This window comes from uncultured Campylobacter sp. (genome assembly GCF_938017615.1).
Lineage (GTDB): Bacteria > Campylobacterota > Campylobacteria > Campylobacterales > Campylobacteraceae > Campylobacter_B.
The window spans coordinates 1-2,646 of sequence record NZ_CALIJA010000022.1; the positions used below are offsets into that span (position 1 = coordinate 1).

Annotated in this window: 3 protein-coding genes; all 3 read right to left on the minus strand. The window is 49.4% G+C overall.

What is annotated here, in order from left to right:
- The coding region (gene larC, locus Q0620_RS01055) for a nickel insertion protein (RefSeq protein ID WP_298782846.1) at positions 1–267 on the minus strand (267 nt) is incomplete at its 3' end.
- A 2-nt stretch (positions 268–269) separates the two neighbouring features.
- Positions 270–1,520: a nickel-dependent lactate racemase gene (larA, locus tag Q0620_RS01060; RefSeq protein ID WP_298782847.1), complete on the minus strand. Its 1,251-nt coding sequence runs from the start codon at positions 1,518–1,520 to the stop codon at positions 270–272.
- 144 nt (positions 1,521–1,664) lie between these two features.
- A partial coding sequence (locus Q0620_RS01065) for an anaerobic C4-dicarboxylate transporter family protein (RefSeq protein WP_298782848.1) occupies positions 1,665–2,646 on the minus strand: 982 nt, incomplete at its 5' end.

The following is a 2,646-nucleotide window of genomic DNA, read 5'->3' on the forward strand; positions in this document are numbered from 1 at the left end:
GCTTAAATTTGAACCCTCTAAAATTTGCTTGATATCGGCGTAGCTTCTGGCGTGGGGCTGCGATTTTAGCGGCACGACGTCGATTTTGGTCGCGGTGATGCCGTTTTTTAGCACGTTTTTGCGCTCTAGCTTAAATTCGCCGGCTAAATTTAACTTCTCAAGCTCGGCGCAAAGATAGCCAAAATCCATGCCAAGCCCCACCAGCGCGCCTAAATTCATATCGCCGCTGATGCCCGCGCTCGCGTCGTAATATAAAATTTTAGCCAAGCCTAGGCCTTAGGCACCGTCATCGAGCCAAACGGCAGGATGATGATTTTAGCGTCCGCGCCCTTTTGCGCGAGCGCGTCGTCCACGGCCTTTTGGATGTCGTGATAGGGCTTTAGATGCACGGCGCGCATCTCATCGTCGCTTAGATCACTCACCGCCCAGGTCTGCGCCCAGAGCGAGATTTCAGCCATTTTGGCGGCTTTGTGATAGCCGAGTTTAAAGCCCGCGCTGATCTTTTCGAGCACCTTTTTAGGCGTATCGGCGGAGGCCATCAGGTCAAAAAACGGCTTTGGTCCGATGCCGGTGCGGCACTTTGCGACCATGATTAAAATTCCATCCTGCGCGAGTGCTAGTTTGCCGTTATCTAGGGCTTTTTGCGCCTGATAGAGATCGACGTCCATCGGATATGGCGCGACCGAGATCACGATATCTGCCTTGCGCGGGATATTTACGCAAAAGACCTCGTCTGCCTTTTCCACGCAGTCGTAAAAGCTATCGTTCAAATCGCCCGCGCTTGCGTAATACACGCCGTGCTCGCTATCAAGCACCGTCTGGATCGAAAAAACGTCGATATGTGCTAGCACCTTCATCGCGTCGATCATATCCTCGTGCACGGGGTTGCCTTCTAGGCGCAGCGCCTGCGCGTCGGAGCTTAGGGCGAGCTTGTGATTTTGCGTGATGCTCTCGTACGATGCGGTGCCAGGCAAAAAGGCCTTTCTGCCGCCCGTGTAGCCCGCGAAATAATGCGGCTCGACCGAGCCGATGACGATCACCTTTTTTGCCTCTGCCACGACCTTGTTTAGATACATCTGCGTGCCGTTTTTGCTCTCGCCTAAAAATACCATCTCGTCGTGTTTGGAGTCGTGATCGTGAACTTCGCCTTTGGAGTTAAGCTCGGCGTAAATTTCTTTGCCGAAGATCATTTCGTACTCATCAAGCGTACCCTCTCTGTGGCAGCCCGTGGCGATGATGAAAATTTTATTTTTCTCGCGGATTTTCGGGTAAATTTGCTTTAAAACTTTTGCCGTCGGCGTAGGTCTCGTGCCGTCGTTTACGATGACGACGATCTTTTCATCGCCCGCGATAAACTCGTCAAAGCTTTTTTGATTTATCGGATTTGCTAGAGCCTTTGCGATGAGCGCCGTTTCGTCAAATTTAGCCACGGGGTTTGGATCGAAAACGCCGAGCAAATTTTTCTCGTTTATCTCTAAGCTTAGATGATCATCTTTGCCGTATGCGATAGGGATTTGCATATCTGCCTCCTGTGTGGAATTTGGCGGGATTATAACGTAAATTTTATTTAAAACGATTTAGCCTTGCGCGGGAGCGGAGCGTTAATCTAAAGAATTTTGAAATTTAAAAAGCTCGCGAGTGTTGGACTCGCGAGCGTATAGCTATTATAAGTAGCCGTAAAGATGAGCGAAAATAAAGCCCACGCCGCATGATGTAAGCACGCCGATCAGACCGGGCAAGATAAAACTGTGGTTGATGACGAATCTTCCGATATGCGTAGTGCCGGAGCGGTCGAACTGGATCGCCGCAAGGTCGCTCGGATAAGTAGGTAGGATATAGTATCCGTAGCAAGCCGGCGCAAATGCGATGATAAGACCCGGATCGATACCGATAGTAACGGCGAGAGGAACGAAGGTCGCAACGGCGGCCGCCTGGGAATTAAGAAATTTACTGATTAGTAGCGAAACTACGATATAGGTCCACGGATAGGCCTTGACGACCTCACCCAGGGAGGTTTTAAGCATCTCGATATGGGCGGTAAACATAGTCTCCGCCATCCATGAAATTCCATAGATCGCCACGAGTGCAACCATACCGCTGTGAAAAATTTCGTTTTTGGCGATGCTGCCCGCTTTTATGCCCGAAGCGATCATCATAATGGACGCCGCTAGAAGCATGAAAATTTGAATGGTAAGAACCATATTTAAATTTGCGGTTTTCTTCATAGTATCTTTTACGACGATGCTTGCGTTTGCGATACTCTCGCTCTTATCGCCTGCGGTGATTACGACGTTTCCGTCCTGAGCAACGATGCTTTGGGTAAGCTTCTTATCTTTGTCGTAAATTTCGACGCTGTTAAATTTAGTAGCGTCTTTGGCTTTGGACTCTTTGACGTTTGAGATGACCTTGCCGCCATCTACCGTGGAGACGACCTGGCCGTCTTTGATCGTGATGTTTTTGACGTCTTTTTTATCCACTACGATCTCTACGGATTTACCCGGCGCGTTATTCGTCCATGCGGGGCGGAACTGCTTGTAGTATCCTAAGACCGCAACCAGCGCGATAGTGGCTAAAAATATCCACATACATACCCATTTAATGGTAGCTAGCTTCTGTCCAAGCAGAGTAGTGCTTTCGCCATAGATA